Origin of the sequence: Salsuginibacillus kocurii DSM 18087 (assembly GCF_000377705.1) — a bacterium.
GTDB lineage: Bacteria > Bacillota > Bacilli > Bacillales > Marinococcaceae > Salsuginibacillus > Salsuginibacillus kocurii.
In genome coordinates, this window is record NZ_KB898624.1 from 296,973 (window position 1) to 320,723 (window position 23,751).

The 23,751-nt window shown below is 43.7% G+C and carries 23 protein-coding genes, 1 tRNA gene and 1 pseudogene; 5 read left to right on the forward strand and 20 right to left on the reverse strand.

Annotation, left to right across the window (positions count from 1 at the left end):
• Positions 1–164: 164 nt before the first annotated feature.
• Both selA and D469_RS22710 read right to left on the reverse strand, forming a co-directional pair.
• Positions 165–1,583: an L-seryl-tRNA(Sec) selenium transferase gene (selA, locus tag D469_RS0105730; RefSeq protein WP_018922422.1), complete on the reverse strand. Its 1,419-nt coding sequence runs from the start codon at positions 1,581–1,583 to the stop codon at positions 165–167.
• A gap of 139 nt (positions 1,584–1,722) precedes the next feature.
• Positions 1,723–1,926, reverse strand: a pseudogene (locus D469_RS22710) (Rdx family protein); the annotation flags it as partial.
• A 163-nt stretch (positions 1,927–2,089) separates the two neighbouring features.
• Between D469_RS22710 and selD the strand changes: the two are divergent.
• Positions 2,090–3,142, forward strand: a complete 1,053-nt coding sequence (selD, locus tag D469_RS0105740) for a selenide, water dikinase SelD (RefSeq protein WP_083910732.1) — start codon at positions 2,090–2,092, stop codon at positions 3,140–3,142.
• A gap of 504 nt (positions 3,143–3,646) precedes the next feature.
• Here the strand turns inward: selD and phnC are convergent.
• Genes phnC through phnD form a run of 3 tightly spaced genes read right to left on the reverse strand, consistent with a single transcriptional unit; the run spans position 3,647 to position 6,147 of the window.
• Positions 3,647–4,399, reverse strand: coding sequence for a phosphonate ABC transporter ATP-binding protein (gene phnC / locus D469_RS0105750; protein WP_018922426.1), 753 nt, complete (start codon positions 4,397–4,399; stop codon positions 3,647–3,649).
• A gap of 28 nt (positions 4,400–4,427) precedes the next feature.
• Positions 4,428–5,195: a phosphonate ABC transporter, permease protein PhnE gene (gene phnE, locus D469_RS0105755; protein WP_018922427.1), complete on the reverse strand. Its 768-nt coding sequence runs from the start codon at positions 5,193–5,195 to the stop codon at positions 4,428–4,430.
• A gap of 25 nt (positions 5,196–5,220) precedes the next feature.
• Positions 5,221–6,147, reverse strand: a complete 927-nt coding sequence (gene phnD / locus D469_RS0105760) for a phosphate/phosphite/phosphonate ABC transporter substrate-binding protein (protein WP_018922428.1) — start codon at positions 6,145–6,147, stop codon at positions 5,221–5,223.
• A 136-nt stretch (positions 6,148–6,283) separates the two neighbouring features.
• Here phnD and D469_RS19765 point away from each other — a divergent pair, with 136 nt between their 5' ends.
• Positions 6,284–7,174 (forward strand): selenium metabolism-associated LysR family transcriptional regulator, encoded by an 891-nt coding sequence (locus tag D469_RS19765; RefSeq protein ID WP_018922429.1) that lies wholly within the window; start codon positions 6,284–6,286, stop codon positions 7,172–7,174.
• A gap of 4 nt (positions 7,175–7,178) precedes the next feature.
• On the opposite strand, the gene D469_RS0105770 is transcribed toward D469_RS19765, so the two are convergent.
• On the reverse strand, positions 7,179–8,198 hold the full coding sequence (locus D469_RS0105770) for a glycosyltransferase family 4 protein (protein ID WP_018922430.1): 1,020 nt from the start codon (positions 8,196–8,198) through the stop codon (positions 7,179–7,181).
• A 1-nt stretch (position 8,199) separates the two neighbouring features.
• A complete protein-coding gene (gene selB / locus D469_RS0105775; protein WP_018922431.1) occupies positions 8,200–10,095 on the reverse strand; it encodes a selenocysteine-specific translation elongation factor in 1,896 nt (631 codons plus the stop codon).
• A gap of 139 nt (positions 10,096–10,234) precedes the next feature.
• Here selB and D469_RS0105780 point away from each other — a divergent pair.
• A tRNA-Sec gene (locus D469_RS0105780) sits at positions 10,235–10,330 on the forward strand.
• A gap of 77 nt (positions 10,331–10,407) precedes the next feature.
• On the opposite strand, the gene D469_RS0105785 is transcribed toward D469_RS0105780, so the two are convergent.
• Together D469_RS0105785 and D469_RS0105790 are read right to left on the reverse strand one after the other, a co-directional pair.
• Positions 10,408–10,692 (reverse strand): hypothetical protein, encoded by a 285-nt coding sequence (locus D469_RS0105785; RefSeq protein ID WP_018922432.1) that lies wholly within the window; start codon positions 10,690–10,692, stop codon positions 10,408–10,410.
• Positions 10,693–10,779: 87 nt separating this feature from the next.
• Positions 10,780–11,193, reverse strand: coding sequence for a hypothetical protein (locus tag D469_RS0105790; protein ID WP_018922433.1), 414 nt, complete (start codon positions 11,191–11,193; stop codon positions 10,780–10,782).
• Between the two features lie 80 nt (positions 11,194–11,273).
• Between D469_RS0105790 and D469_RS0105795 the strand changes: the two genes are divergently transcribed.
• The gene (locus D469_RS0105795; RefSeq protein WP_018922434.1) at positions 11,274–11,702 is read left to right on the forward strand and encodes a DUF2621 family protein; all 429 of its coding nucleotides are present in this window, start codon (positions 11,274–11,276) and stop codon (positions 11,700–11,702) included.
• Between the two features lie 547 nt (positions 11,703–12,249).
• On the opposite strand, the gene D469_RS0105805 is transcribed toward D469_RS0105795, so the two are convergent.
• The 9 genes from D469_RS0105805 to D469_RS0105845 all read right to left on the reverse strand — a co-directional run bounded on the left by D469_RS0105805 (position 12,250) and on the right by D469_RS0105845 (position 21,369).
• Complete coding sequence (locus D469_RS0105805) at positions 12,250–12,753, reverse strand: CcdC family protein (RefSeq protein ID WP_040606606.1); 504 nt, start codon at positions 12,751–12,753, stop codon at positions 12,250–12,252.
• Between the two features lie 485 nt (positions 12,754–13,238).
• Positions 13,239–13,448 carry a copper ion binding protein gene (locus D469_RS0105810; RefSeq protein ID WP_018922437.1) on the reverse strand — a complete coding sequence of 70 codons (210 nt, stop codon included), beginning with the start codon at positions 13,446–13,448 and terminating at the stop codon, positions 13,239–13,241.
• Between the two features lie 50 nt (positions 13,449–13,498).
• Positions 13,499–15,298 (reverse strand): ABC transporter ATP-binding protein, encoded by a 1,800-nt coding sequence (locus D469_RS0105815; RefSeq protein WP_018922438.1) that lies wholly within the window; start codon positions 15,296–15,298, stop codon positions 13,499–13,501.
• Positions 15,282–17,051 carry an ABC transporter transmembrane domain-containing protein gene (locus D469_RS0105820; RefSeq protein WP_018922439.1) on the reverse strand — a complete coding sequence of 590 codons (1,770 nt, stop codon included), beginning with the start codon at positions 17,049–17,051 and terminating at the stop codon, positions 15,282–15,284. Before D469_RS0105820 ends, D469_RS0105815 begins: the two co-directional genes overlap by 17 nt.
• 199 nt (positions 17,052–17,250) lie before the next feature.
• The gene (locus D469_RS0105825) at positions 17,251–17,505 is read right to left on the reverse strand and encodes a YneF family protein (RefSeq protein WP_018922440.1); all 255 of its coding nucleotides are present in this window, start codon (positions 17,503–17,505) and stop codon (positions 17,251–17,253) included.
• Positions 17,506–17,624: 119 nt separating this feature from the next.
• Positions 17,625–18,035, reverse strand: coding sequence for a sporulation inhibitor of replication protein SirA (gene sirA / locus D469_RS0105830; RefSeq protein WP_018922441.1), 411 nt, complete (start codon positions 18,033–18,035; stop codon positions 17,625–17,627).
• 305 nt (positions 18,036–18,340) lie between these two features.
• Positions 18,341–20,344, reverse strand: a complete 2,004-nt coding sequence (gene tkt, locus D469_RS0105835) for a transketolase (RefSeq protein WP_018922442.1) — start codon at positions 20,342–20,344, stop codon at positions 18,341–18,343.
• Between the two features lie 167 nt (positions 20,345–20,511).
• Positions 20,512–20,748 (reverse strand): DUF896 domain-containing protein, encoded by a 237-nt coding sequence (locus tag D469_RS0105840; RefSeq protein WP_018922443.1) that lies wholly within the window; start codon positions 20,746–20,748, stop codon positions 20,512–20,514.
• A 432-nt stretch (positions 20,749–21,180) separates the two neighbouring features.
• Positions 21,181–21,369, reverse strand: a complete 189-nt coding sequence (locus D469_RS0105845; RefSeq protein WP_018922444.1) for a hypothetical protein — start codon at positions 21,367–21,369, stop codon at positions 21,181–21,183.
• A gap of 151 nt (positions 21,370–21,520) precedes the next feature.
• Here D469_RS0105845 and lexA point away from each other — a divergent pair, with 151 nt between their 5' ends.
• Complete coding sequence (gene lexA, locus D469_RS0105850) at positions 21,521–22,156, forward strand: transcriptional repressor LexA (protein ID WP_018922445.1); 636 nt, start codon at positions 21,521–21,523, stop codon at positions 22,154–22,156.
• Between the two features lie 363 nt (positions 22,157–22,519).
• Here lexA and D469_RS0105855 read toward each other — a convergent pair whose 3' ends face one another.
• Both D469_RS0105855 and map read right to left on the reverse strand, forming a co-directional pair.
• Positions 22,520–22,852 carry a DUF2680 domain-containing protein gene (locus D469_RS0105855; RefSeq protein WP_018922446.1) on the reverse strand — a complete coding sequence of 111 codons (333 nt, stop codon included), beginning with the start codon at positions 22,850–22,852 and terminating at the stop codon, positions 22,520–22,522.
• Positions 22,853–22,963: 111 nt separating this feature from the next.
• Positions 22,964–23,728 (reverse strand): type I methionyl aminopeptidase, encoded by a 765-nt coding sequence (gene map / locus D469_RS0105860; RefSeq protein ID WP_018922447.1) that lies wholly within the window; start codon positions 23,726–23,728, stop codon positions 22,964–22,966.
• Positions 23,729–23,751 lie beyond the last annotated feature (23 nt).

Consider the following 23,751-nt stretch of genomic DNA (forward strand, 5'->3'; position numbering starts at 1 on the left):
AACCTTTTCATAAATATAAATGCTTTTTTAAAGAAAAGCACAGCTTCACGCAAAGATAACTGACTTATCCGACTTCGTTCGTTTTGCTCGTTTCCCGAGATTGCTAGTTTCAGGTTCCGCTAAAAAATTTACTATCAAACCAAGTTTACTAGTACAAGAACCAATTATTCAGCTTGATGGCGCAACTCATTTTCGTACGTTTGAAAACGTAAGATGATTTCTTCAATTTCTTCAACTGTTACAGTACGAAAATCTAAGCTTAACCCTTCTTCGTTCCTGCGTGTAATAATACAAGGCTCTCCCTTTTTTCGAAGCCAGGTAGAGAACTTTTCGATTTTTTGATCAGGAGGTATGACTTGGACAAGTTTGGTAGGAAGGCTTACTTCCGGCATCGTTCCTCCTCCTACTTGAGAAAACCCGTCCAGCAGTTCCATTTTCCACTTAGTTGAGAAATGTTTCATGAAATACGCAGCTTTACGTTCAATATCTTCAACTGAAGCCACGACATCCCTCACTACCGGAAGTTGTTCAATTAGCTCCTTGCTGCCAGCATACATTTTTAAGGTGGCATCGAGTGCTGCTAACGTCATCTTATCGACCCGGAGAACACGTGCCAGCTGGTGTTTTTTTAATTGGTCAATCCATTTTTTCTTGCCAGCTATAATACCAGCCTGCGGTCCTCCCAATAATTTATCACCTGAAAAAGTAACCAGGTCGACACCTGGAGCTAATGCATCAGGAACAGTAGGCTCCTTGCCGATTCCTTCATCGGAAAAATCAAATAAAACCCCACTGCCTAGATCTTCATAAATAATGAGTCCCTCATCCTGCTCCTTTAATGACGCCAGCTCTTGGCTATCCACAGTCGCAGTAAATCCTGAAATTACAAAATTGCTTGTATGAACTTTCATGATCATCTGCGCCCCGTTTTCCACTGCCTGTTTATAATCATAGAGATGCGTCTTATTTGTGGTCCCCACTTCCACTAATGAAGCTCCGCTTTCTTCCATGATGGAGGAAACACGGAACGAACCGCCAATCTCTACAAGTTCTCCTCTAGAAACAGCCACAGCTTTATCCTGAGCCAGCGCTTTCAATACTAAATAAACAGCGGCAGCGTTATTATTTACTACCATTGCAGCCTCAGCACCAGTCACTTCTTTCACTCGTTCTTCAATAATTTGATGGCGGGAACCTCTTTCTCCTGTTTCGATATCATACTCAAGGTCCGTGTAATGTTTGGCTGCTTTCGTTACTGCATGGACAGCTGACTCACTCAAGCGCGCTCTCCCCAGGTTGGTATGGAGCACCGTGCCCGTCGCATTAATCACTTTATGTATATGCGGGCTTAACCAGGCGGCTACCCGCTCTTCTAGTTTCGTTAAGATCACGTCGGTAAAATGAGCCCGGTCCTTTTTAAACGTGTTTGGATGTTCGCGCACTTGCTGACGCAAGCTTTCTAACTCTGCTCGCGTCCACTCGGTTAAACGTGCCGATGTTACATCGCCAGTTTGCAGTGCTTTAAACCGTGAATGGGCTTGAAGGTCATGCACGGGAGGTAACAGCTTAAAGATTTCACTCATAAAATAACCACCTTTACCAGCAGCCCTGCATTTGTCGCTTCCTTTTAGAACTGGCAAAACCTTCTCCCCTTGGCTGCCTGTTTATATATATGCTCTATGTATGAAAGAGCCCGCTGCCAAGAGAAAGCACCTGAGAACATCAGGTGCTTTTTAGTTCGTATGTGTCACCAATTTCTTTAACAAGCTGGTCATAATCAGGAAATTCGCCTTTTTCCAACTTCGAATAAACCTTATTATCATTAACGGAAACTTCAAATGCTCCACCTGAACTGGCTACTAAATTTAAGTTTCTAATTTGGCCTCGGTACGCATCAAATAGCTTGTCCGTGAAACTCACGGCTTTAGGTGCGTAGTTTCACTGCATGCAAAATTCTACTGTGATGTTTACTTCATTCATGGATAAGGCACCTTCCTTTTCATTTATTCTACTCTTATTGTAGAATACGGAAGGGAGAGACGCAAATAATTAATGCTTGTTTTATTACCACCTGGGAGGTGCTTGATAGATGAAAAACCGTGAAGAAGTCAGACTAACAGCCATGTCGTCTAAAGCTGGCTGAGGATGTAAAATCGGTCCCGAGGACCTGGCGCAGGTACTGCGTCATTTACCAGAACGAACACCTGATCCAAATCTGCTCGTCGGCACAGATACATCAGATGATGGCGGGGTATACAAATTGACTGAGGAAATCGCGCTTGTTCAAAGTGTAGATTATTTCACTCCTATTGTAGACGACCCGTATATGTTCGGCCAAATTGCTGCAGCCAACGCATTAAGTGATATATACGCGATGGGAGGCACGCCAAAAACAGCTTTAAATATTGTCGGATTTCCTATTAAAGAGCTGCCGGACGAACTATTAGCCGGCATGATGAAAGGGATGTCAGATAAAGTAGCTGAAGCAGGAGCTACCATTGTAGGGGGCCACTCCATTGATGACAATGAACCAAAACTTGGTCTGGCAGCCACGGGAGTTGTACACCCTGAACGTATTTTCAAAAATGCTGGAGCACGTATCGGCGACAAACTTGTGTTAACAAAACCGATCGGTGCCGGGGTATTAACGACGGCGCTCAAACGGGATAAAACCTCACCCGAAGAAGAGCAGCAAGTTACAGAAATGATGGCTGCCTTAAACAAAACCGCTGCCGAAACACTGGTAGATTATTCACCATCTGCTGTGACTGATGTTACTGGATTTGGCTTATTGGGACATGCTTACGAAATGACAGGTAGTGATGAGATCACACTCTCTTTCCAATCTTCTAAAGTTCCACGTCTGCCTGGTGCAAAAGAACACGCAGAGGCAGGAATGGTCCCTGGCGGTTCTAAAGCGAACGCGCGCTGGCTTGAGTCCTTTATTAGCTGGGAGGAAGACGTAGATGAAGTAAGCAAAACCCTTCTTACCGATGCAATTACATCCGGCGGCTTATTAGTCAGCCTGCCAGCTCAAGAAGCAGAAAGCTATGTGAACGACCTGCACGAAAAAGGCTTAATCGAAGCACGTATCATAGGGGATGTAGTCGAGCGTGAAAGCACTCCGCTCACCGTTTATTAACATTCTCGATTCAATATCATCAAAAAAGCTCGCCTCAACCTTTGAGGACGAGCTTTTTTATTTAACTTATGAACAGTGCAAACGGTTAGCTTCAACACGTAGAAGGACTCCAGAGGGAGAAGGTGCCGCAGGGCGGCTTTCCCAAGGAGGCTCACGGTTCGCCCACAAGAAAGGAAGGTCAAAGACGGAGTGTCAACATTACACCGCTCCATAAGTAGTCTTCTGCAAAAAAACACGAAAATTTTGTTTTTAGCGTAAGGCGGCGACTTCCTCAACAGGAATGCTCCAACGGGATGAGCTCGAGGCGAAACCCCCGCAGGCAGTACATTTTGCTGCCAAGGAGGTTGTAGCCAAACCCGTGGAAAGCGTCCGCCTGAAGCGAAAAAACGAATGAAAACCAATGATTTATATATTGTTCGTTTAAAAAAGCAGGGAGTTGAATTATATGAAATTCCTTCTATGCGTTAACAATTTTTTATTAAAAACGAGTACCTTTTTAAAAACCTAAACCATGGAAACGTGTTCTCCGTAGATCACTTGGTAGTTAGCTTCGTCCAACTCTTGTGGAGTCCCATCAAACACAAGCTCTCCTTCTTTAAGGCCGATAATGCGCGTCGCGTAATTTTTGGCAAGCTGCAAATCATGAACATTAATGATAGTAAGCAGGTTTTGTTTTTCATGCAAGTCCCACAAAATCCGGAACACCTCATCAGAGGTACTAGGGTCAAGGCTTGCTACTGGTTCATCGCCAAGAAAAATCTCCGGCCGCTGCATAAGCGCGCGAGAAATGCCGACCCGCTGTTTTTGTCCTCCACTTAACGCTTCTACCCTTCGGTCCTTTAACTCGTGAATCCCCGTTAACCGAAGCGCTTCTTCAGCACCTTGTTTTTCTCTAGCAGTGAAACGCCCCAGCAGGTTATCAAGTGGAGATTTTTTCCCGAACCGCCCCGTCAACACATTGTGAAATACTGTCATTCGTGGAACGAGCGAAAAATGTTGAAAAATCATGCCTATTTTTGCTCTCACATTCCGTATATCTTCATGATTTAATTGATGAATATTTTGTCCTTCCACAAAAACTTTACCATCACTTACCGGCTGCAGAGCGTTGATTGTACGAATTAAAGTTGATTTCCCTGCCCCGCTCCTACCTAACACACAGACAAACTCGCCGCGGCCGATTTCCAGGTTAAAGTTTGAAAGAGCGGGAGAGTCAGTATGTGGATATTGGACGGTTACATTTTCAAACGTTAACACGTAAACATCTCCTTTACTTGCCTGACCATTAAATAACTCGCTTTCGGATCAATGACCCTAGCAAGTCAACGAGCCAAACGAGTACCATCACGTAAATAATGGCCACAGTCATAGCTGAATAATTGAAGCTTTGCATTTGATTAAACATATACTGGCCGATGCCGCCTCCGCCAATAATTCCTAAAATCAACGAGGTGCGGATGGCCACTTCAAAGCGGTAAAAATAATGGGATAATACGTTAGGCCAAATTTGCGGCAATATCGAAAATAAATTCGATATCCGCCTCGTGGCACCTGTAGCTTTCACCGCTTCTTGCGGCCCCGGGTCAGCTGCTTCAATCAATTCCGATATTAGTTTGCCAAGTACCCCAATATTATGGAGAATGATGGCAATGACTGCTGGAAATGGGCCTAATCCTAATGAGACAACAAGAATCAAGCCGAACACAACGTCTGGCACCGAGCGTAAAAATGTTAGAAACGTACGAACGCTATAAAAGAGAAATGAACTGTTACTCGTGTTTCTGGCTGCAGCAAAACTAAGCGGGACAGCAATCAAAAGCGCAATCAATGTCCCTAAAAAAGCCATACCAAGCGTAACAAGTGACAATTCCAGCATAAGACCAGGCTCACCGAAATCTTCTAAGCCAGGAAGGAGCCGGTCCCAAATGAAAACAAGAGCGTCTGGAAGAGCAGTCAAACCTTGAAAAGTAAATTCTGTTATTCGCATGCTCAATATGATCAAAACAGCTATAAAAAGCGCATAGCCAAGATACCGTTTTCTAAACCAAAACATAAGTCCTCTTGTCACCTTCTAATATTTAGTCTTCAACTACATCCATATCAAGCATATCGAAGTCTCTGGCTGCTTCTAATACATCTTCATATTGGCTGTCATCAGCTTCAACGAAGGAAGAAGCTCCACCGAAAATAGACAGCACTTCTTCATCTTCAATCGAGGTAAAGATCTCTTGAAGCTCTTCAATTTGTTCTTCCTCCATGTCATGAGGAACTACCCATGGATACTGGTACAACTCCTCTGATTCCCAAATGATGCGGAAATTATCTTCGTCAACTTCGCCTGCATTGACGAGTTCATTGAAAATGGCAGAGTCCACCGCCCCTGCATCTACATTTTGACTTTCAATTTGTTGAGCAGAAACATCATGAGAGTCCGTATACTGAACGGAAGCAAATTGGTGGTCATTTTCAGATTCAAATACCCCACGGTCTCTTAGCTCTGTGCCTGGTATAAGCGAGCCTGAAGTAGAAGAAATACTAGCAAAAGCAAAGTCTACTTCTTCCCGGTCTTCAATTAAGTCATCCAGTGACTCCCACGGGTTATCAACATGTGTCATAATGTAGGAATGGTAGTAAGGGTCGCCATCAATATTTTGTGTTAAAATGGCCTCAGCGCCACTTTCTTCATGAGCGATTAAATATGTGAGCGGCCCTAAATAGGCTAAATCGATATGGCTTTGATTAATCGCTTCGACAACTGCGTTATAACTTGGGTAATGCTCAACTTCTACTTCTTGCCCGGTCTCTTCCTCAAGAATTTCTCCCAGCCGGTCAAGCCCTTGTTCCATTTCCCCAATTGATTGAGCAGGGATGACGGCTACTTCTAGTACTTCATCATCTGCTTCACCTTCAGGTTCGGTTTGTCCATTTTCTTCATCTCCACAAGCTGTTAACAAACAAACAGTTGTAAGGGAGAAAATAAAAGTAGATGTTTTTATAGATTTCAAACGAATCTCCTGCCTTTCTTTCGGTCTGCGAAAAATAGTAGTTATAAGGGTTATAACAATATGGAATAGCGCGATCTTAACCTATCATGAGAAATATAGATTGTAAAGAATAAAGCTTGAACAAGGAGGATTCGACATGGATTTTAAACGACTGCGAACATTTGTTACTGTCGTCGAGGTAGGAAGTGTCTCCAAGGCTTCTGACCTTCTTCAAATTACCCAACCTGCAGTCAGCAAACAAATAAAAACGTTAGAACAGACGATTGGCTCTTCTCTTCTAGACCGAACGACTCTTCAACTTACACAAGAAGGAGAACTTGTTTATGAAAAGGCGGTGGAATTACTACGGGAATGGGATGGGCTTTTAAAAGAGGCTGGTAACCAGGAAACGGCTTGGCGGCGACCGTTTCGGTTGGGAGCGAGTTCTATTCCCGGGACCTATGTACTTCCTGGTGTATGTAAATCTTTACATGACCAATTTCCGCATAGCTGGCTCGACCTTCAAGTCGGCAGCTCTAAAGAAATCGACCAAAAACTACTTGCAAATGAAATTGATGCAGCCATGATTGGGACAAAACCTGAAAGTGAAACCGTTCAATCTGTTGAACTCTGGTCAGACCGTATCGCTATCATCGGCCCGCGCTCTACTAAAGAACCAGCAGTGAGCTCTTTCGAAGATTTGCAAGGCCTCCCTTTTATTAAACGGGATGAGCATTCTGGGACCGCAGGGGCAGCAAGTACCGGTTTAGCAGAATGGAACGGTTCCATCAACGATCTGGAAACGATCGCTACGGTCCCTTCAACTTCTGCTGCTATTTCATTAGTAGAAGCGGGAGTTGGCTATACACTTGTCTCTGAAACGGCTGTACTTGCGGACACTAATCGATTGTATTATGTAGCTGGCTGGCTGCCAGCTACGCGTACATTTTATCTTGCTTATCATGCTAAACATCAGTATCACCCAGCAATGGAACATTTATTTGTATTAATTGAACAAGGCGACATTGCCCGGCTCCGGTTTGGTTAATGTTTTACCGATCTACCAAACATTCCAAATATAAGCGTTCGTAGGACCTTGCCTCTTGCATAGGTGCATGACTGCCTGAAATTGTTGCACGTGCGCCACTGATCAATGTTTCTGCCGAGATCTCCCCTTCTAACAAGCTGCGGACACTGTCTTCAAACTGCATCGGTGTGTCAAAAAGAATACCGTTGTATTGATCCACTACAATGCTGTTATTGCCAACAACATTACGGGCAAACACGAGGCGTTCAAGGCTCATCGCTTCGAGCAGCGCCACGGGCTGCCCTTCTGAAGTAGAGGAATTAACCACGGCATCACTCCATTTGTATAAAGAGTGCATAGCTTCAAGCGACACGGGTGGTTTATAGTGCAGCCAGTTTCTCTTCTTCTCTTCTGCTTGTAAGCGTTGAAACACCTCTACTTCGATGACTTCACCAATTACAAGAACGTTCAAATCCGGATAGGTCTTCCACAGTCTGTCAAAGGCAGAAAGGAGATAAAATATATCTTTTACTTCTCTTAAACCGGCCGGAAAAAGAAAGTTTGGATAACCTGCCGGCAGCTCCAGCTTTTCTCTTTCTGCTGCTCGTTCCGGAAGATAAACCCCCTGCGGAATCACCCTCGTATTCTCAGCCATTTCAGGCAGGCGGGCCAAGACCCGCTGTTTGGCCTCCTCGGAAAAAAGCACCAGCGCTTGGGCTTCTTTTAAATACTTTCGTAGTAGCTGTCTTTTACTAGCATCTTCCAGATCAATGTTAATGTCCGTACCGCCCGATGTATAAATGAGAGGGACATTGATTTTAAGATCATGGGTTTCCAGCCATTCTATAAAGCGGCGAACATGCAGTACATGAACAAGGGCAGCTTTATTTAGTATTTCTTTTCCTTTTCCTACAGATTCTTCTTCATAGGCAAATAAATCCACTTCCCAGCCTAGATCCTCCAAAGATGAAGTAATGCGGCGGGCTGTAGTAGAATTTCCCCGATCGGCTTCTATATATGGCGTAAAAAAAGCAATCCGTTTCATATTAGCGCCACACCCGCTGGTTATCTTCTCGTCTTGTGAGCCCTTTTTCATCTAAGGTTTCAAGCAGGGGAACAAGCAGCTTCCTAGTTAAGCCGAGAATGTCTTTTGCCTCTTGAAGCGTAAACGCCGTACCTGTTTGCGCCTTTAGACGTTCCACACTTTCGGTAAACGCCTCTATGCTAAGCAAATGTTTTTCGTCAAGGAGGACAGCTTGATTTGTTTCTACTAAATAATGCCTGAATTCAGGCTGCAATTCTTCCGGAATGCTTTCTTTTTCCATCATTTCAATAAATGGAGGGACCTGTCTGCCTGCATCACGCAATGCGTTTGTCACTCGTTCCATTCTTTTCCCATAGCCGCGCGGGTAGTAAGGCTCAAAAGAAGCAAGGCTTACAAGCGGCCCTTTCTTTTTAAGAAGCGCTTCTTCCTCTGCCCAGTCGACATAAATTTCTGAGAGCTTTCTCGGATAAGCTGGCGTTAATTCTTGCAGGAGCTCATTTTTGTTCATACCTTGGCGAAGTGGACTTTTTTCATGGTAGGAATGCAAAAGCTCCTCGACGCGTTCTTTAAACAACTGGTACGTCTCTCGCAACGTAAACGTCCCGGAAGGAAGCTTGTAAACATCTCCTTGCTCGACTAGTTGATCGATTTCCTCTTCACCTACTTCCTTGGTCACACTGGCCTGTTTGACCCAGTCATGAAATGAAAGAACTTTATCGACTTTTAATTCATGAAGCAAACGGTCAGCTGTGGTCCCTTCCTTTAACTTGGCTAAATAGTCTACCGTTTCCTGGCCGAATCGATATTTGCCAGCAGACGGCTCAATTATCACACCTCCGCCAATGGTCTCCACCGGGGTCGGCCGTCTTAAAATAAAACGGTCCCCTCTTTTGGTTACAACTTCTTCGTCTAACCGAAGCTGGCATAAAACTTCAGCTCCCTGCTCTGTTAATTGATTGCGATCAAAAAATACAATTTTTCCATACACTTCTGCCGTACCGAGATGAAGTTTAATATACCCCCGCTGTTTCAGCGGATGGGTAAGAGCATCAACGGTCGTTAAAGCAATATCAATCACTTTTGTGGTTGTATAATGCTCAGCCGCAACAAGTACATCCCCCCGCTTCAGCTTTTCTTTATCGATGCCTCCCACATTAATGGCAAGACGCTGGCCCGCTTGAGCAGTTTCAACTGCTTGATGGTGAACCTGCAAGGAACGCCCCCTGACCCTCTCTTTGGAGGGCAGTAAAGTTAACGTTTCCCCTTCTTGAATACTTCCCTCATAAACCGTTCCACGCACTACTGTGCCCTGACCATGCACGGTGAAGACCTGGTCAATCGGCAGCCGAAACGCCCCACGCACGTCCCGGGGGGGAACGTGTGCTAAAACGGATTGAATGGAAGCTTTTATATCTTCAATGCCCGTTTTCGAAACACTATCAGCTAACACAACCGGAGCATCCTGAAAGCCTGTCCCGCTTATCGCTTCTTCTACGTCAAGCTGGACAATTTCGAGCAGCTCTTCTTCTACTAGATCAATTTTCGAAATAACAATGAGAGCATGTTCAATCCCTAGCAAATGGAGAATATCCATATGTTCTCTTGTTTGCGGCATCACACCCTCATCTGCTGCAATAACGAGCATTACCATATCAATCCCGGCCACGCCGGCAATCATTTGGCGGATAAAGCGTTCATGCCCTGGAACATCGATGAGAGAGACATGCATCCCTTCAGCAACATCAAGTTTCGCAAACCCCGGTTCAATTGAAATGTTGCGTTCCTTTTCTTCTTTTAATCGGTCGGTCTCCATATTTGTCATCGCTTTAACAAGCGTTGTTTTGCCGTGGTCAATATGCCCGGCTACTCCTACTGTATATGTACGTTCATTTCCCACCTGACTCACCTTCTTCTCTCATAACCTTTTACTTATGCCATCGTACTACATTCTGAAAAAAAGCAACAGAAATCCAATATAATAACTTATTGTTGCAAAGAAGTCTTTTGCTCGTTATAATATGAGTCGTTCCTAACATGGGGCCGGATGCGAAACTGGTGTTCGCCTGAGTCTTCAAAACTCTTGAGAGGCGCGTGCCGTCTCTGGTAGGTTCGATTCCTACACGGTCCCGCCAATTCATTATAGTATAACTCACGTTTCACATATTACATAGCAATGGAGCTGTCCCAAATAGGGGCAGCTCCATGTCGTTTAAACGTTAGCTAACAATTCTTCATACAGAGATAAAAAATCAAAATCTTCGTTTTTATCGTGTTCTGAGAGTAATGTCTTCCCTTCTTGCAATAAAGGCTCCCCACCGAGCAGCTTTAGCCAGAACATTTTTCCTTGAATACGCTCTTGCGTCAAGTCGATGACGCCGACCTTTGAATGATTATCCTTCTCTGCCTCTTTTACATCTCTTTCTAGTTTACGGTATTCCATCAGATCATCAGCTAAATCTCGCATTAAGTCGTTCACATTTACTTCATATGCCATATTCTAACCTCCCCTTCATTCATTCACAGTGGGGTATTCCTCCTCTAAGCAGGGTTCAAACATAGCATCCTTCTGTTCTTCCCCCTCTTAAGAAATAACACCATCAAGCCATGGAAAGAATTTGACAGCGAACATAGTAAAAATTAAGAGAGACAATATTAAACTGTTTCGAAACGAATCAGTTTGTGATTTTTCAACTGCATTGCTGTGTTCAAGGCGGAGTGCTTTGGCTGTAAGTCCTAAAAATGCACTAATCGCGAGCCACAGAATAAAAACAGTAATCATCCACGCTGATAAAAAGGTTTCTGTTATAAACAAGCCAGTAATTAATGATCCAATGACTCCTAAGTGGGCCAAATGAATGATTATTCGGTATGTTTTCAGCAACCAAGTACGGTACACATCAGTTGCTCCTTTTAACAAAAAGGGGAGTGGCAAAAGCAAAAAGAAAAATAATGCCATCAACCAATGCAGCGCATAGCTTATTATGTATAGCCACATTTACTTTTCTCCTTTCGTTGTTTAGAATCTACAATCATATGATACAATAAAATCAATCATTTTTCGTGGAGGGACACTAGATGCCTTCGGATTTATTTATGTGGTTTATGCTACTCTGGTCAGTTCTCATTACTGGCTTTATGTTTATTGGCGGCTTTTTTATGTTTCGTAAATTTTTAAAGCGATTCCCAAAAGAAGATGGCAATTCGATTCTCGATTGGCAGGATTATTATATTCAGGAAACACTTCATTTGTGGGGCGAAGAAGAAAAAAAGCTTTTAAATGAACTGGTCGAGCCTGTGCCTGAATTATTCCGGGATGTGGCAAAAGAAAAAATTGCCGGCAAAATCGGCCAGCTCGCACTTGAAGAAAAAGCGAATGAAATAGACAGAGATTTAATTATCCGCGGCTACATCATCGCTACACCAAAACGCGACCACAAATTTCTTCGCAAGAAACTGAATGAAAAACGTATCGATCTGAACCCATATGAACATTTATTTCAATAAGCTTTGCAAAGATAGGTCTGCTTATAGGCAAGTCGGTATGACCTATCTTTTTTTAGCTGATAGCCCCTCCCTACATACATGGGCCTAACATGAAAAACGTACACTTCATCATCCTAAGAAATGTACGTTTTCTTTGCTAGTAGCTGCCTTTACGTTTGCTCTTGTGACGCAGACTGTTTATCATCCGTCTTTCATGATTGTGGTTAAACTTAACGAGTGCAGCTTACTAGCGTCACAAATGTATCCACAAGAAGAAGTGCTGAGAAACATGCCTTCCTGGTTTCGTTTATTTAGCGGCTGCATCCACTCCCTTTTCGCAGGCGAACCACTTGTCCTCCTCGAACTCGAGGTCAAACGAAGTGAAGACCAAGCCGATGTCGCGCTTGTACCTGTGGTGAAAGCGTCTGCCTGGAGCGAAAAACTGAACCCCTATAAATGTTTACATTACGATCGTAGAACCTATGGATCGTTTTGCAACGCTAAGGAGTGCAGCTCCAGTGTTAAGATGAACCCCCTCAATCCTGCTTGTGAAACCGGATCCGCACTTTTATAACGTCGGCTTCATAATTGGCTTTTCTTTTTTTCGTTCATTTTGAATCCGCTGTTTATCCATGCGTTTAAAACCTATAAGCATCGCAATTCGCCATGGGATTATCATTCCATACGCTAAAATGAAAAACATGCCGCCCAGTTCAGCAATGTGTATGCTGTCGCCGACTATAAGTTTAAACACAATGCGAGCCACCAGTAATCCAATTAATATAAAAGGAAAGGCCTTGGAACGCTGCAAATAAACATGGCCGCCCCGTATTTCAAATTTAGATGTTTTAATTAATATAATTGAAAAAAGCAACCCAACGGCTAAAGCTTCCATTACCTGCCATCCAGTTAATTGAGCAGGTTCATATAAAAACATTAAAAATCCGGTGGACATAAATAACGGAGGCAATATAATCTTTTTCACAGAGGCCGGACGCTTCGTGGCTTTCATACGTATAATGAATGCCACTGTGCCCATGACGATGGCTCCGACCGTTGTTAATATCACCATCGGACTCACTGAACTTCCTCCTCCCTCCCCTTCAACCTCGCGGGAATCCTTTTTGCTCGTCCATTCTATCATATTTCAACCTGTGGTGCGCCATGCTTCTTGCAACAAACTATAAAGTTGTTTCTTGCGCTAATTAAGCTGGAACTGGGGCAGAATTTTCAAGTCGGTGACTCTAGCGAAAAAAGACAGCTGAAGTCTCCTGATTCACGTAACATTCAACATGATTTACATAACATTCACGGCGAACACATAACATTTGCACTCGAATACGTAACATTCCTCTATTCAAAAGGGAACTAAATGAAAACCAATGTTGCACTTGCACCCGTGGTGCACGCGTCTTACCAAAACTCATAAAGAAAACTTGGCAAAGCCAAGCCTACGGCGTAGGCTGAGCTTTAGTTGTTCTTATGCCGTTTCTTTCAACTATGTATATATTCTTACGGTGCAAAAAAGGGCCGGATATGCCCCGGCCCCCTCTCGATCTATTGCTTCACGTCAAACCCGACATCCTCAATTTCTTCTGCTACCTTGGCAAGGTCAACCTTTTGGTCATTAAATGCGATCGTCACTTGATTATTATCGACATCGGCAGTTACTGTCTCTACCCCTTCAAGTTTCCCTACAGCTTCTTCTACCGAGGATTTACAATGACCGCATGTCATTCCCTCTACTGAAATGGTATCTTTTCGCATGGCATATCGCTCCTTTTTATTAATACTGTAGCTGGTTAATTTTTAAACTGTCAACTCGACGAAGAGGATATCATTTGTTGGTTCATTCCCTGTTGCAGCAGGTACATATTGTAATACAAGCCGCCATTAGCCAACAGGTTGTCATGAGTGCCGTCTTCCACAATCTTTCCTTGATGCAGGACGAGAATACGGTTTGCATTTTTAATCGTAGACAGACGGTGAGCAATGGCAACCGTCGTGCGCCCTTCTTTCATTTGTTCAAGCGCGCGTTGAATCACTTCTTCAGTTTCCGTATCAACATTGGCTGTTGCTTCATCCAATACTAAAATATCAGGCTGCATCACCATCGTCCGGGCAAACGCAATTAACTGCCGTTCACCGCTAGAAAACGTACCTCCCCGTTCACCTACCGGGTGGTCGTACCCCCCGGGCAAGTTTTTAATAAAACGGTTTGCATCTACAAATTGAGCAGCTTGATACACTTCTTCGTCTGTAATTTTATCATTATACATGCGAATGTTTGACTTTACATCACCAGAAAACATAAACGGGTCCTGGAGGACGAGGCCTAGCCTCGTTCGTAATTCTTCATCATCAAACTTACCAAGTGGTTCGCCATCAATACGGATTTCTCCCTTGTCTGGTTCATAAAATCTCATTAAAAGGTTAATAATTGAACTTTTCCCACTCCCCGTATGACCGACGAGTGCAAGTGTTTCACCCGGGCTCACCGAAAAGGAAATGTCCGTTAAGACATTGGTTTCCCCGTCATATGAAAAGGTCACGCCGTCAAACTCAACCTGGCCTCGTTCAATGGTGGGGTTACCTGCTAGGCTTTTCGATGGAGCAGGCTCCTCATGGTCGAGCAGTTTAAACACTCTTCCGGCTGATACAATCGCTTGCTGAAAGATCGAAAGCCGCGACATAATTTGGTTGACTGGCTCGAAGAAACGGTCTAAATAATTAACAAATGCATATAAAACACCGATTTCTACTGGACTTGTAAAAGATAAGAGCCCAAAGAACGCCAAAACAAGCATTAAAGCAAGAATGGAAAGGAAATCCACAGCGGGACGTAACAGCAGTCCATCCAACTTCATTCCTTTCATCCAGGCAGAATGATGTTCCTGGTTGAGCTCCGAAAATTCTTTGCGCATGCGCCGCTCTTGTCGAAAAATTTGTATAATTGACATACCTTGTATTGATTCATTTAAACGAGCGTTTAATTCCGACAATTTTCCGCTCATTGTGCCATAATACTTCGCACTGAATTTGCGGTAAACATACATCAAAGCATAGACAAGTGGCAGTAAAAATAAACAGAAAAAAGCGAGCTGAGGATTCAGATAAAACATCGCGATAAAAATCCCGACAAGAAAGACAAGGTCTTGGACAAGCAGGCTAAGCACATTGACATATAATTCTTTTACGCGCTCGGTATCATTTGTTAACCGGGAAATGATACCTCCAGTTGCTGTACGATCAAAGAAAGAGAGCCCTAAGTGTTCAACGTGGCTGAAAACTTGAATCCGCATCCTTCGTACAATTTCTAACGCAATTTTGTGAAACCAATAGCCTTGAAAATAGTTAAAAAAGACCGAACTGACATGTAAAACGATATAAGCTGTAGCTAATGCCGTTAATGCATCCACTGGAAAATTACGTGGCGTTAAAAAATCGTCAATGAAGGTCTGAATTAAGAGAGGTCCAATCAATTCGGCTGCAGTCCCCAACATTAAGAAAAGAAAAGCAACGCTAAGCAGCTTCTTGTGCGGAAGGGCATAACCTAGCAGCCGTTTTAATATAGCGGTCTGCTCTTTTGGAGTGAGCTGTCTATCCTCGTGTTCCATCCATCCCGCCCCCCTTCTCAACGTATGACTCAAGCTGCTGTTGTTTGTACATTTGGCTGTACCAGCCGCGCCGTTTCATTAACGATTGATGGTCACCTTGTTCTGCAATATCTCCGTCAGCCAGAATAAGAATCAAGTCTGCATGCTTGATAGCGCTCAATCGGTGAGCGGTTATGATGGTTGTTTTCCCATCACGCTCCGTGCGAAGTGTCTCCAAAATGCTTTCTTCGGTCTGGGCGTCCACTGCTGAGAGCGAGTCATCAAAAATTAAAATTTCGGGATCAAGCAGCAAGGCTCGCGCAATCGCAATCCGCTGTTTCTGCCCGCCGGACAGGGTTACACCCCGCTCGCCGACCACCGTGTCATAGCCTTCTTTAAACCCGATAATATCGTGATGGACATGAGCCATTTTAGCCACTTTCATAATGTCTGCCATCGAGGCCTCCGGCTTTGGAAATGCAATATTATCAGCAATCGTTGCAGAGAAAAGAAATTGGTCTTGTGGCACGTAACTAATACTTGCGCGCAAGGCATCGAGCGTATATTCCTGCAAGGGTTTGCTATCCATCTTCACATGGCCAGTTACCCCTTCTTCTTCTCGCATTAATAGTTTCATCAACGTTGTTTTACCGCTTCCCGTCCGACCGGCAACTCCCAATGTTTCGCCACGCTTTACTGTAAAGTCAATATTACGCAAGGCCGGTGGGTCGTCTGAATTGTAATGGTACGAATTAATCCAGACATCAATTTCTCCTTGCGGGGGTTCACTTTGTGTAGCTTCTTCATCCGTAATATCTGCTTTTTCGGCTAACAATTCTGAAATCCGGCCGTAAGAAGCGCGCCCGCGTTCCACAATGTTAAACAACCAACCAAACGCTAAGAGTGGCCAAATTAATAGACCTAAGTAAATAGTAAAGCTTGTTAACTCCCCGAGCGTAATCGTCCCATTAATCACATAGCCTGCACCAAAGAAGATAGCGAGAAAGTAAGAAATACCAATAATTAGAGAGATGGTCGGGTCAAACAACGCATCAACACGTGCAACGCGCAAGTTCTTTTTCACCACATCGTCCGACTCTTCCTTAAAAGATTCAATATCTTCTTGTTCCTGCCCAAACGTTTTGGTTACCCGAATGCCTGACACACTTTCTTGTACCTTATCATTTAATGAAGAAAAAGCAGCCTGGGCCTTTCTAAAACGTTTATGAAGGAGCGACCCGTAATAGCTTGTTAAAAGAGCCATAAAAGGCATCGGGATCAAACTGATTAACGTAAGTTCCCAACTGATCGTCACCGCCATTGTAACGATTACGAAACCACCCATGGTAAGAGAATCTACCAGCGTAAGCACACCCGCGCCTGCGGTCTGCTGCACCGCCCGAATGTCGTTCGTCGCATGAGCCATTAAATCGCCTGTTTTATAGCGTTGATAAAAACTAGCAGACATGTTGGTAAAATGCTCATACAACCAATTTCTAAGCAGACGTGCCAACCGAATAGAAGCTCCAAAAATCATAATACGCCAAACATAGCGCAACATGTAGCAGGCAATGCCTATCAGAAACAACAGCCCCAGCCAGCCCATAAGTATCTCGAGCGTAAGGGTTTCTTCAACAATTGCATCAACCACTACCCCAACTACATAGGGCGGAGCCAAAGAAAGGATGGATACTAAAATAAGCATAAGGATGCCAAGAAGATAGCTTCGTTTTTCGCGTTTAAAAAACCACCAGAGATCAATAAATACCCGCATCGAACCAACGCCTTTCTCACCGTCACCCAGCGATCATTCAATTCTTCGATTGTCGAATCATTTATCTATTCTATCAAAGGACATCCCCCACTGACATCTTTTTTTCAAATTATCGTAAACTTTTACCATTTTTTCTATATAAATGCGGCAATCAAACAATTAAAAACTGCTTTCACCTGTTGGGAAAGCAGTCTCATGTTTATTTTTTGTTTTTCTTTGCGCCTTTTTTATTAGAAGTTTCTTGCTGGTTCTGCATCGCTTTCATCATTTGGTTAATTTTCTTCTGTGATGGGTTTTGTCCCATCTGCATCATCATTACCCGAAGCATTTGTTCGTTGATCGGTGGATTCTTCTTCATGTAGTTCATCATCGTTTTTCGAGCAATAAAAAAACCAATAGCCAGTCCGCCAAGCAGGCACAAGAAACCGACTAGTACATACCAGAGCCAATCCATGGAAATAGTTCCTCCTTCATTTGCGCTAGCGTTCAATGTAAGTTGTCACGTCGTTCAACCTTGTACATTATAACGCAATCATTTCACAATGAAAAGAGAAGTTCTTTTCTTCACTGGCTTTACACTTGGACTTTCATCGGTTTCAGCCACCCATATTTCCCAGACTTCTCTTCGTAAGCAAAGAAACACGTGTCAATTTGTTGCAATTGGCTAAAAACATCCCATTCTGCGCCAATGCGAGAGGAGGCTTCTACAATAAGACGCCGCTTATACAAGTGGAGAGCGATTTCTTCATCGAATCGATACGCACATTTATTAGACTTTTCAGTGGGCTTGAGGCGGAGTTCAGATATTAAGCTGGCAATTGGCATTTCTTTTGTTAATGCTTCTTCTTCCGTATGAACAAACCCAGATTCCTTACTTTTTCGTTCACTTTCAAGCAGCATAAAAAACTGATACAGCGTTTCTTCTTGTCTATAATAGGCCTCACGGATTTCAGGCTTCAGTAAATAAATGACATATCGCTTCATGACAACGCTCCTTTCGTCTATCTCTTATAAGTATAGCGAAAAAAAAATGCAAGACATGTCACAATATTGGAGCGGAGTGCGTCAAAGTACGACATGCCCCTTACTCCCTTATTCTCCAGAAACCACTATGTCTCCTGCTCTGTTTTATACAAAAATTCCCTTTTAGCCTACTCTTTTTGACTATATGTTAGTACCGCCCCCTATCCATAGGCCACATGCTTCTATTTTCTTCATGAGCTCGAATTGAGTGATAAGTTAGCACAATAAAAAAGAAAGACTGCCCAGACGGACAGTCTTTCTCTATATTAAAGGTTAAGCATCGCTTTTGCTTTGGCTGTTACGTGATCTACAGTGAAGCCAAATTCTTTCATGATCACATCTCCAGGTGCGCTCGCCCCGAAACGATCAATCGCAAGCACATCTCCTGCACGGCCAATATAGCGGTCCCAGCCGAGTGAAGCACCCATTTCAATAGCTAAACGGGCTTCCACCGTTGAAGGAATAACTTCCTCCTTATATGCATCAGATTGTTGTTCAAAGCGATCCCAACTTGGCATACTCACGACACGGGCATGAATGCCTTCCTTTTCAAGAGCAGCTTGAGCTTCCACAGCCAAGGAGACTTCAGAACCAGTAGCAAGCAAAAGGAGGTCCGGATTTTGTTTAGCTTCGCGAACAACGTATGCTCCTTTTTTCACGCCTTCATATGCATGGTCTGCTGTCCCTTCAAGAGTTGGAAGTCCTTGGCGAGTTAACACAAGAGCTGTTGGCTGATCGCTTGATTCCATTGCAACCCGCCATGCCGCTGACGTTTCATTACCATCTGCTGGACGAATCAACGATAGGTTTGGCATCGCCCGCAGTGAAGCAACCTGCTCAATTGGTTCATGGGTCGGGCCGTCTTCACCTACAGCTATACTGTCATGGGTGAACACGAAGGTGGATGGCACCTTCATCAGGGCTGCCAGACGCACTGCAGGACGAAGGTAATCAGAGAAGACCAGGAAGGTAGCGCCGTACGGACGAACCCCGCCGTGCAAAGCCATTCCGTTTACTGCAGACGCCATCGCAAACTCCCGTACGCCAAACCACACATTTCTACCCGCGTAGTTGTCGCGAGAGAAATCTTCTTCTTCATCCATCATGGTTTTATTAGAAGAAGCCAAGTCAGCTGCGCCTCCAAATAGTTCAGGCAGCGTAGAAGCTACATTTTGAATCGCTTTACCGGAAGCTGCTCGAGTCGCTACTTTATCTTTACCGCTTTCAAAGACAGGCAAGTCTTTGCTCCAATTTTCCGGGAGTTCTCCGCGGAGCGCTCTTGTAAGTGAAGCAGCTGCTTCCGGGTGAGCTTGTTCATAAGCCTTGTATTGTTCAAGCCATTTATTTTCTTGTTCTTCGCCTTCTTTTTTGCGTTCAGCAAAATAAGCACGAACTTCTTCGGGCACATGGAACGGTTCATGCGACCATTCGTAAGCTTCTTTTGCCAGCTGTACTTCGTCTTCTCCTAATGGAGCTCCGTGTGCATCTTTCTTTCCGCCTTTATTTGGCGCACCAAAGCCAATTGTCGTTTTAACTTCGATGAAACTTGGGCGCTCATCTTCTCTAGCCCGCTGGATCGCTGCTTCGATCGCTTCGCAATCGTTTCCATCTTCGATATACTCTGTATGCCAACCGTACGCTTCGTATCTTTTAATGACATCTTCCGAAAACGATTTATTTAAATCGCCATCAAGAGAAATGTCGTTGGAATCATACAGCACGATTAAACGGCCTAGTTTCAAATGCCCTGCTAAAGAAGCAGTTTCTTGAGAAACCCCTTCCATTAAATCGCCATCGCCACATAAGGCATACGTATAATGATCGATGACATTGTGGCCTTCGCGATTATAAATGGCAGCTAAGTGACGTTCAGCCATCGCCATTCCTGTAGCCATCGCTAACCCTTGTCCAAGCGGTCCAGTAGTTGCATCTACCCCTGGAGTCTCTCCAAATTCAGGATGACCTGGTGTTTTACTCTCCAATTGGCGAAAGTTTTTCAAATCTTCAATGGAGACGTCATATCCGCTTAAATGAAGAAGACTATATAAAAGCATAGAACCATGTCCGGCTGAAAGTACAAACCGGTCTCTATCTGCCCATCCAGGACTGCTTGGGTTATGCTTCATAAATTTGGTCCAAAGGGTGAAAGCCATAGGAGCGGCGCCCATCGGCAAACCCGGATGGCCTGAATTTGCTCGTTCAATGCTGTCAATAGACAACGTACGAATGGTATTAATCGCTTGCTGTTCGACCGTAGTCGTGCTTGTCATCGCTTATGTCATCCTTTCTTCCTCATCGTTATGTAGTTCAACATCCATGATATAATCTTTTGCTACTTTTCACAAGCCATATCCCTGATAATCTGCCTATTTAACAAAAAAACAACCCTAACAGATGTAGGATTGTTTGACGTAGCTTTCCTTTATAGAGCGGCTCTTTAGTGGCCTCTGTTATTTTCACCTTTGACTCGCTTCAGCTTTGCTGGTGTGACATCTTGGCCTTCAGGGTCAACAACGCGGACCCCTTCCATTTGGCTTTTAAAAGAAGAACGGAATTTTTGCAAATATTCCTGCCGCAGATTCTGCTGCTCTTCTGCTTCTTCATCACTTAAGCCTTTGGTTTTAGAACGTCTTGAAAGCTCATTAATGCGCTCAATCTTTTCTTGCGAAAGCATGGATAATACAACCTCCTTTAAAGTTGCCATCCGTAGAAGCACGATACTTCACACGTTAACTTTAACCTACTTTATTTACATATACAAATGAGTTGAGGAAGGCTCATTCTCGAAATATCGTGATCGCACTCTATAGGCTTTAATCAGCTACGAGTTGCTTCATAATTTTATTATCTTCAAATCCCTCGCTCTATCTCCTGCATAACTGCTGTATCCTTGGCATTTATAACATGAACATTTTTGTCTGTTAATACTCCAACAAAAACGTAGTAGACCTGTTTCGTATCATCGTATGAAATAAAAAGTAATAAGTTCATAGCTAAAGGCTAGTCGTAATTCGCCATCACGTCAACTTCTGGTGAACGCAGCAGCTAACGTCTAATGTCAGCGAACTTTTCTTCTGATCTTATGAGAACAGGAAACACAATACGGTTACCCGTCAATATGCACTAGTGAACCCTTGTCTTCTTCCAAAATATAGTCTTTCTCTACAGGCTCTTCTTCATACACATGTTCAGGTGAGAAGATATTGACCATTATCATCATCCAAACGATCGCCAATATAAACAATAATAGAAAGCCGGCCTCTTTCCTGGCTTGTTTATTTTTCAGCAATTGCATGTTCATCACCTCAAAATGGGAATGTTTGTTCTTGTTAAAGTCTACTAAGAACTTATGTTCGTGTCAATAAAAATTAGAACGGGTGTTTGCCTCCATATCTTTCCTTTGATATACTGAGAGTAAATCATTAAGAAAACAAAGAGGTGCTGTTATGAAAAAGTTGTCCAAGCGCCAACAACAAATCTTGGAATATATTAAACATGAAGTAAAAGAAAAAGGTTATCCTCCTTCTGTGCGAGAAATCGGCGAAGCCGTCGGACTAGCTTCAAGTTCAACTGTCCATGGACACTTGTCCCGACTCGAAAAAAAAGGACTTATTCGCCGTGATCCCACGAAACCAAGAGCGATGGAAGTGCTAGAACTTGAAGATGAACAAAGTCAAGCAGCACCGACCATTTCTGAAGGCCGGGCGGCTTATGTTCCTGTCATCGGTAAAGTTACTGCCGGCCAGCCTATAACGGCTGTTGAGAATATTGAAGAGTATGTGCCGCTACCTGATCATATGGTTGGCGACGACCAAGTATACATGTTAACTATTGAAGGAGACAGCATGATTGAAGCAGGCATCTTTGACGGGGACCAAGTGATTGTGCGTTACCAGCAAAATGCGGATAATGGAGACATTATTGTGGCAATGACTGAAGAAGAAGAAGCTACTGTTAAGCGTTTCTTTAAAGAAGCAGATCATATTCGCCTCCAGCCAGAGAATTCTTCTCTTGAACCGATCATTTTGGAAACATGTACAGTGCTTGGCAAAGTAACCGGCGTCTTTCGAAACATTCATTAAAATGCCCTCTCTAACTGGAACATGAACAGCGGGTGAAGCACCTGTAACACGCGGTTGCGGCTTTATAGAAGACTGAATCATCGCCTGCAGTCAAGAAGCCATGGCGCGTCAGTCAACGTCATCATAGGAAGCCGATTCGCCCGGGCGCCTGTGCTGAAAGCAAGCATTTCAGACCCTTTTGCCGAAAACGGACTTATGGGACAAACCTTAAAAAGCTCACTCCTTTATCATCAAGGAGTGAGCTTTTTACTGACAGCATCTACGAAAAGCCACGGAACAAAACAGCCTTCTACAATTGTTTATTCGTCCTCAACAATTGTAGCTGCAAACAAGCCGCATAGAAAAAAGAGATGCCACGATTCGTTAGCCAACTCCTCTTTCATTACTTTTATGAGATTTTTTTGGATGATCCCATTTTGGAATAAAATCATTTTCTTCAAGTTTTCTATAGTATTCTTCGTGCTTGTCCGTAATTTTCTCTGCTTTTTCATCAGTGATGACGCCATATTCAACATAAAGGTTCAGGAGCTTTTTCTGAAGCTCCAGGTTTTCTTGATGCATTTTTGCTAATTCTTCGATCTGATGGTCCATCAAGTCTACATCTTGAATGCCGGCCTCTCCGTGGGCCTCTGCTTCATTTGCAAGCGGCACACACACCATAATCAAAACGCCCAGGCTAACTAACGCTTTTCGCATGTTCTCGCCCTCCTTCTTAAGATTTCCTTTTATTGTTAGCGGCACGGAGAGAAATATGCATTGAAAAACCTGAAATCAAACCAATCGTTTGATTCCAGGCCTCCCTTCTTTTTATTCAATTTGTTCTGCAGGTTGGGACGTTAATATAAGTGGACCGTCTTTTGTGATCGCAAGCGTATGTTCATATTGAGCCGACCACTCTCCATCTGTCGTGCGAGCAGTCCAGCCATTTTCATCTAATTTAGCGGACCATTTCCCTTTATTCACCATCGGTTCGATTGTAAGAACCATCCCTTCTTTTAATTTCACCCCTTTTCCCTTCTGCCCAAAATGAGGGATTTGAGGTGGTTCATGAATAGTTGGCCCAATTCCATGCCCGGTGAAATCACGGACCACCGAGAAACCTTCTGCTTCTACATACGATTGAATCGCCCAGCCAATATCCCCGCTGCGCTGTCCTTCCTGCGCTTGCTCTATCCCTTTATACAGAGCCGCTTCAGTCACTTCTAATAACCGTCTCACATCCGGAGTTGCTTTACCTACTGCATACGACCACGCAGAATCGGCGAGACCTCCATTTAAATTAACGACCATATCTATCGTTACAATATCGCCCGTTTGAAGCGGTGTTTTTCTTGGGAAACCGTGACAAATTTCATCATTAATAGAAGCACAAGTGGCATAAGGATAACCCTTGTAGCCTTTTTGTTCCGCTGTCGCCCCATTTTCCTTTAAGAACTGTTCTACAAACTGATCAATTTCAAGCGTTGTTATCCCTGGTACAACCAACTTGGATATCTCCTGATGACAACGAGCTAGCAGTTGACCTGCTTGCTGCATCAAAGCAAGTTCCCGCTTAGATTTTAACGCGACCATCGAATTCCCCTCTCCTTCCAGGC